General features: G+C 57.6%; 6 protein-coding genes. All 6 read left to right on the forward strand.

What is annotated here, in order from left to right; all coding sequences use genetic code 11:
* Positions 1-63: 63 nt before the first annotated feature.
* Positions 64-1,428, forward strand: a complete 1,365-nt coding sequence (gene purB / locus ACIQVE_RS27125) for an adenylosuccinate lyase (RefSeq protein ID WP_402814514.1) — start codon at positions 64-66, stop codon at positions 1,426-1,428.
* 86 nt (positions 1,429-1,514) lie between these two features.
* The gene (locus tag ACIQVE_RS27130; protein WP_402814503.1) at positions 1,515-2,687 is read left to right on the forward strand and encodes a JmjC domain-containing protein; all 1,173 of its coding nucleotides are present in this window, start codon (positions 1,515-1,517) and stop codon (positions 2,685-2,687) included.
* Positions 2,680-3,105: a GNAT family N-acetyltransferase gene (locus ACIQVE_RS27135; protein ID WP_402814506.1), complete on the forward strand. Its 426-nt coding sequence runs from the start codon at positions 2,680-2,682 to the stop codon at positions 3,103-3,105. The genes ACIQVE_RS27130 and ACIQVE_RS27135 overlap by 8 nt, the downstream gene beginning before the upstream one ends.
* Before the next feature lie 327 nt (positions 3,106-3,432).
* Positions 3,433-4,185 (forward strand): secretin N-terminal domain-containing protein, encoded by a 753-nt coding sequence (locus ACIQVE_RS27140; protein WP_402814508.1) that lies wholly within the window; start codon positions 3,433-3,435, stop codon positions 4,183-4,185.
* Positions 4,186-4,659: 474 nt separating this feature from the next.
* On the forward strand, positions 4,660-5,985 hold the full coding sequence (gene aceA / locus ACIQVE_RS27145) for an isocitrate lyase (protein WP_033057066.1): 1,326 nt from the start codon (positions 4,660-4,662) through the stop codon (positions 5,983-5,985).
* 644 nt (positions 5,986-6,629) lie between these two features.
* Positions 6,630-6,853 (forward strand): NADH-quinone oxidoreductase subunit A (ndhC, locus tag ACIQVE_RS27150; protein ID WP_402814511.1); only part of this gene is annotated, 224 nt, incomplete at its 3' end.

Here is a 6,853-nt window from a genome sequence, read left to right on the forward strand (position 1 = left end):
AATTATACATCAAACAAAATCCACAAAATTCAATGCACTACAGACCGATAAAAAACCAATCAAATTTATTATCTAAATTACGTTTCCCCTGTTGACGGCCGCTACGCCGGCAAAACCCAGGCCCTGCGCCCGATTTTCAGCGAGTACGGTCTGATCCGTGCCCGTGTTCTGGTTGAAGTGCGCTGGCTCCAGCGCCTGGCCGCTCACGCCGGTATCCCGGAAGTACCAGCCTTCTCCGCCGAGGCCAACGCCGTTCTCAATGAACTGGCTGAAAACTTCTCGCTGGAGCACGCCGAGCGCGTCAAAGAGATCGAGCGCACGACCAACCACGACGTCAAGGCGATTGAATACCTGCTCAAAGAGCAAGCCGCCAAGCTGCCTGAGCTGGCCGCTGTCAGCGAATTCATCCACTTTGCCTGCACCAGCGAGGACATCAACAACCTGTCCCACGCCCTGATGCTGCGCGAAGGCCGTGATGATGTGATGCTGCCGTTGATGCGTCAGACCGCTGAAGCCATCCGCGAACTGGCGATCCGTTTCGCCGACGTGCCGATGCTATCGCGCACCCACGGTCAACCAGCCTCCCCGACCACTCTGGGTAAAGAGCTGGCGAACGTGGTTTACCGTCTCGAGCGTCAAATTGCTCAAGTCGCTGCCGTTCCGCTGCTGGGCAAGATCAACGGCGCTGTCGGCAACTACAACGCTCACCTGTCGGCTTACCCGCAGATCGACTGGGAAGCCAACGCCCGCGCCTTCATCGAAGACGAGCTGGGTCTGGGTTTCAACCCGTACACCACGCAAATCGAGCCGCACGACTACATTGCCGAGCTGTTCGACGCCATTGCGCGCTTCAACACCATTCTGATCGACTTCGACCGTGACATCTGGGGCTACATCTCCCTGGGTTACTTCAAGCAGCGCACCATCGCTGGCGAGATCGGCTCGTCGACCATGCCGCACAAGGTCAACCCGATCGACTTCGAAAACTCCGAAGGCAACCTGGGCATCGCCAACGCGCTGTTCCAGCACCTGGCGAGCAAACTGCCGATCTCCCGCTGGCAGCGCGACCTGACCGACTCCACCGTTCTGCGCAACCTCGGCGTCGGCTTCGCCCACAGCGTGATCGCGTACGAAGCCAGCCTCAAAGGCATCAGCAAACTCGAGCTGAACGCGCAGAAAATCGCCGCTGACCTCGACGCTTGCTGGGAAGTTCTGGCTGAGCCGATCCAGACCGTGATGCGTCGCTACAACATCGAAAACCCGTACGAAAAGCTCAAAGAACTGACCCGCGGCAAGGGCATCAGCCCTGAAGCGTTGCAGACTTTCATCGACGGTCTGGACATGCCAGCCGAAGCGAAAGCCGAGCTGAAATTGCTGACCCCGGCCAACTACATCGGCAACGCTGTAGCGCAAGCCAAACGCATCTGATTGACCGCTTGACCCGTTTGAGACGCCCGGCCGCGCCGGGCGTTTTTATTCCAGTCTGAAAAGTGCTTTTTTTCAATAGGTTACATATGAATTCCGATATTCCTCTTCAACTTCTGGGCGGCCTCACGGCGCGCGAATTCCTGCGCGACTACTGGCAGAAAAAACCGCTGCTGATTCGTCAGGCGATTCCTGACTTCGAAAGCCCGATCGACGCCGACGAACTGGCCGGTCTGGCCCTGGAAGAAGAAGTTGAATCGCGCCTGGTGATCGAACACGGCGAGCGCCCATGGGAACTGCGCCGCGGCCCGTTCGCTGAAGACGAATTCAGCAAACTGCCGGAAAAAGAGTGGACCTTGCTCGTTCAGGCAGTCGACCAGTTCGTGCCGGAAGTCAGCGAGCTGCTGGAAAGCTTCCGCTTTCTGCCGAGCTGGCGCGTCGACGACGTGATGATCAGTTACGCCGCGCCAGGCGGCAGCGTTGGTCCGCACTTCGACAACTACGACGTGTTCCTGCTGCAAGGTCACGGCAAGCGCAACTGGAAGATCGGCCAGATGTGCGATTCCGAGAGCCCGCTGCTGCAACACGCAGACTTGCGCATCCTCGCTGAATTCGAACAGACCGAAGAATGGGTTCTGGAACCGGGCGACATGCTGTACCTGCCGCCGCGCCTGGCCCACTGCGGCATCGCCGTGGATAACTGCATGACCTACTCGGTCGGTTTCCGCGCACCGAGCGCATCCGAAGTGCTGACCCACTTTACCGACTTCCTCAGCCAGTTCCTGACTGACGAAGAGCGCTACACCGATGCCGACGCACAGCCAGCAGCCGATCCGCATCAGATTCAACACGACGCACTGGATCGCCTGAAAAGCCTGCTCGCCGAACACATGAGCGACGAGCGTCTGCTGCTGACCTGGTTCGGCCAGTACATGACCGAGCCGCGCTACCCGGAACTGGTCGTCGGCCCGGAGGAAGTCGAGGAAGAAGATTTCCTCAGCGCTCTGCAAGATGGCGCCGTGTTGATCCGCAATCCAAGCGCACGCCTGGCGTGGTCGGAAGTCGATGACGACTTGCTGCTGTTCGCCAGCGGCCAGAGCCGTTACCTGCCGGGCAAACTGCGCGAGCTGCTGAAGCTGATCTGCGCCGCTGACGCCCTGCACACCGACAACCTCGGTGAGTGGCTGAACGACGAAGACGGTCGTGGCCTGCTGTGCGAACTGGTCAAGCAAGGGAGCCTGGGGTTCGCCGACGATGAATAAGATTCGCGTACGTGTCGCAGATTGGCAAAAGGACATCGCCGAGATCCGCCGCATTCGTGAGACGGTATTTATCGCTGAGCAATCGGTGCCACCTGAGCTGGAATGGGACGCGGATGACGCAAGCGCCGTGCACTTTCTGGCGTTTGAAGGCGACTTTCCGATTGGTACTGCGCGCCTGTTGCCCGATGGCCACATCGGCCGCGTTTCGGTGCTCAAAGACTGGCGCGGTATGAAGGTCGGTGATGCGCTGATGCAAGCGGTCATCGCTGAAGCTGAAGCCCGCGACTTGAAACAGCAGATGCTCAGCGCTCAGGTGCAGGCCACGGCGTTTTATGAACGCCTGGGTTTCAGCCTGGTCAGTGAGGAATTCCTGGAAGCAGGGATTCCTCATGTCGATATGGTTCGCCATTCGGCTTGATCAGCGAAAATCTTCTGAACTCGGTGATCTCCAAGATCCTGAGATTTAAAAGATCCTGTGGCGAGGGGATTTATCCCCGTTGGGCTGCGCAGCGGCCCCCAATTCCTGGGTCTGCTTCGCAGCCCAACGGGGATAAATCCCCTCGCCACAAAAGCTTTATCAACACCACAAAAGCTTGATGGACACCACACCCTCAGCTTGGCATGTACCCAAAAATGCCCCGACATCCACCGATGCCGGGGCGTTTTGCTGTCTACGATTCAACTTGCCCCACCCCGGGCCGACAAACTGGCAATATCAAGCCTTTCGAAAGCGGAGATAACGGACATGTCCCTACGCACCCTGCTCACCACCCTGCTGCTCGCGTGCAGTTTTTCGGTGATGGCAGCCACAGAAGTCGTCCCCCTCAAGTTCCGCACCAGCGCCGACATGCTGCCGATGGCGCAAGACTTCATCGGCAAGGACGGCCAGGTCAGCGCCTACGGCAACCAGTTGATCATCAAAGCCGAGCCGGACAAGATCGAGGAGCTCAAGGCGCTGATCACCCAACTCGACACCGCCCCCAAACGCCTGCTGATCAGCGTCGACACCAATGAAAACAATGGTCGTGGCGATGAAGGTTATTCGGTCAATGGCGCGCAGACCCGCATCATCAGCCGCAGCACCGCCAGCCGTGACGGCGGCGTCCAGCAAGTTCAGGCCACCGACGGCATGCCGGCGTTGATCCAGATCGGCCAGAGCGTGCCGATCACCAGCAGCCAGAGCAACTCCTACGGCGATTACAGCAGCCAGACCGAGTACCGCAACGTTACTCAGGGTTTCTACGTCACCGCCAGCGTCACCGGCGACATCGTTCACCTGGCAATCACTACAAATCGTGACCGCATGAGCCAGGAACGTCCCGATGTAGTGAACGTGCAAAGTACCGACACAACTGTCAGCGGACGCTTGGGTGAGTGGATCACACTGGCCGGCGTGAATCGCCAGACTCAGGCCGATAAACAGGGTGTGGCCCGCAGCTATTCGACTCAAGGCCGGGATGACATGACGCTGAAGGTGAAAGTCGACGCCTTGGACTAAAGCCCCGAAAACTGACTGATTAGTCGTATTAGACGAAAGATGTAGTGACTGAAAAAAAGCACTACAAAACGTTTGACGAGGCAAAAAAGCGAAGGCATGATGGCCTCGCTCCCGCTAATCAGAGGCCCTGACAAGGGCTTTCGAAGCGATGTTCGCACCTACCCCGCGAACCGCTTCGTGTCTGTACCGCCCACAAGGTGTGTTTGACGAGGTTGCCGACTGGAACGAAGTTGTCCCGAGGGACGGAAGCGTAATTAGGTAACCCGGCTTCACGCTGTAGCTCGTATAAAGGCCCACGACGCCCGAATATGCCCGCAGTCTGCCCTTACCTGCTCACTTCCCCTCGAGCCCATCGTTCATCCCGTCGCTTACCCCGCCGAATCCGACTTGACCGCCTAAGCTTCTGGTCAGCGAGCGCAGGAATTTTCCACCGCAGAACAACTTTTCATAAAAGACGCGACGAGGTTTATCTCCATGGCACTGACACGCGAACAGCAAATTGCAGCCCTCGAAAAAGACTGGGCTGAAAACCCGCGCTGGAAAGGCGTGACCCGCGCTTACTCCGCTGCTGACGTCGTCCGCCTGCGTGGCTCGGTTCAACCTGAGCACACTTTTGCAAAACTCGGCGCCGAGAAGCTGTGGAACCTGGTCACCCAAGGTGCCAAGCCATCCTTCCGTCCAGACAAAGATTTCGTCAACTGCATGGGCGCCCTGACCGGCGGCCAGGCTGTTCAGCAGGTCAAGGCCGGTATCCAGGCCATCTACCTGTCCGGCTGGCAAGTCGCTGCGGACAACAACTCCGCAGAATCGATGTACCCGGACCAGTCGCTGTACCCGGTGGACTCGGTTCCAACCGTGGTCAAGCGCATCAACAACTCGTTCCGTCGTGCTGACCAGATCCAGTGGAAAGCCGGCAAAGGCCCGGGCGACGAAGGCTACATCGACTACTTCGCGCCAATCGTGGCTGACGCCGAAGCCGGTTTCGGCGGCGTTCTGAACGCTTATGAGCTGATGAAGAGCATGATCGAAGCAGGCGCCGCCGGCGTTCACTTCGAAGACCAACTGGCTTCCGTGAAAAAATGCGGCCACATGGGCGGCAAGGTTCTGGTGCCAACTCAGGAAGCCGTACAGAAGCTGACCGCTGCACGCCTGGCCGCTGACGTTGCCGGCACGCCGACCATCATTCTGGCGCGTACCGATGCGAACGCGGCTGACCTGCTGACGTCCGACTGCGACCCGTACGACCAGCCGTTCGTGACTGGCGAGCGTACTCAGGAAGGTTTCTACAAGGTTCGTGCCGGTCTGGACCAGGCAATCGCCCGTGGTCTGGCTTACGCACCGTACGCCGACCTGATCTGGTGCGAAACCGCCAAGCCAGATCTGGATGAAGCCCGTCGCTTTGCTGAAGCGATCAAAAAGGAATACCCGGACCAACTGCTGTCGTACAACTGCTCGCCTTCCTTCAACTGGAAGAAAAACCTGGACGACGCGACCATCGCCAAGTTCCAGCGCGAACTGTCCGCCATGGGTTACAAGCACCAGTTCATCACCCTGGCCGGCATTCACAACATGTGGCACAGCATGTTCAACCTGGCGCACGACTACGCCCGTAACGACATGACTGCCTACGTGAAGCTGCAAGAGCAGGAATTCGCTGACGCCTCCAAGGGTTACACCTTCGTGGCGCACCAGCAGGAAGTGGGCACCGGCTACTTCGACGACATGACCACCGTGATTCAGGGTGGCTCGTCCTCGGTAACCGCGCTGACCGGTTCGACCGAAGAAGAACAGTTCCACTGATCGACTTCGCCTGAGCAAACGGCCTTTGCGGATCGAATAAAAAGCTAACCGCAAAGCCGCAAAACTGACGCCCCGACTGGTTCGGGGCGTTTTTTTTGCCTGCGATTCCCCTGGCACCACAAAAACCTGTGGGAGCGAGCTTGCTCGCGAAAGCGTCGCGTCAGTAACCAACCTTGTCGAATGAACAACCGCATTCGCGAGCAAGCTCGCTCCCACAGGGGACAGCCCCAGCTCGCGAAGCAAAACATTGATCCAGAGCGGTACAAACGTCAGAAAAATCAGCTAAAACGGACGCCGCCGCTACTTGCAGTAACGGGTATATAAGACAACTTCCCAACTACTGCACCGCTAAATAGTTACAAAACCACTCCAAACGATATTAATTATCATTCAGATGAAACTATATTCGTTACATTCGCGACAAAACATTATTCATTGAAACCCGGCTAATGCCCGCAACGCATGGGCCGCAGGGCATTCGAGGTGCGCTATGTCCTTATTCCAATAAATAATTTCGCTATAGGAATTTTACTTGCTGGGTGTTTAGCCATAAAATCAGCCCGATTGATTGCTGCGACATATCGTCACTGCCATATTTCTTTATCAAGCTCAGAGACCTTTGCTCTCTGTTAAGGATTACCAGCATGCCCGAAGCGACAGGACTCATGGCCCACAACTGGGGCTTTGCCATTTTCCTTCTGGGTGTCGTCGGCCTGTGTGCCTTCATGCTTGGTGTCTCCAGCCTCCTCGGGTCAAAAGCCTGGGGCCGCAGCAAAAACGAACCGTTCGAGTCGGGCATGCTTCCTACAGGTGGCGCCCGCTTGCGGCTCTCAGCCAAATTCTATCTGGTCGCGATGCTCTTCGTGAT

The organism is Pseudomonas sp. NPDC098747, from assembly GCF_044760045.1.
In the GTDB taxonomy this organism is placed as follows: domain Bacteria; phylum Pseudomonadota; class Gammaproteobacteria; order Pseudomonadales; family Pseudomonadaceae; genus Aquipseudomonas.

What these genes read in the sequence shown, in the direction of transcription:
- aceA (WP_033057066.1), top strand. Translation starts at nt 4,660, where the DNA reads ATGGCACTGACACGCGAACAGCAAATTGCAGCCCTCGAAAAAGACTGG.
- ACIQVE_RS27135 (WP_402814506.1), top strand. Translation starts at nt 2,680, where the DNA reads ATGAATAAGATTCGCGTACGTGTCGCAGATTGGCAAAAGGACATCGCC.
- ACIQVE_RS27140 (WP_402814508.1), top strand. Translation starts at nt 3,433, where the DNA reads ATGTCCCTACGCACCCTGCTCACCACCCTGCTGCTCGCGTGCAGTTTT.
- ACIQVE_RS27130 (WP_402814503.1), top strand. Translation starts at nt 1,515, where the DNA reads ATGAATTCCGATATTCCTCTTCAACTTCTGGGCGGCCTCACGGCGCGC.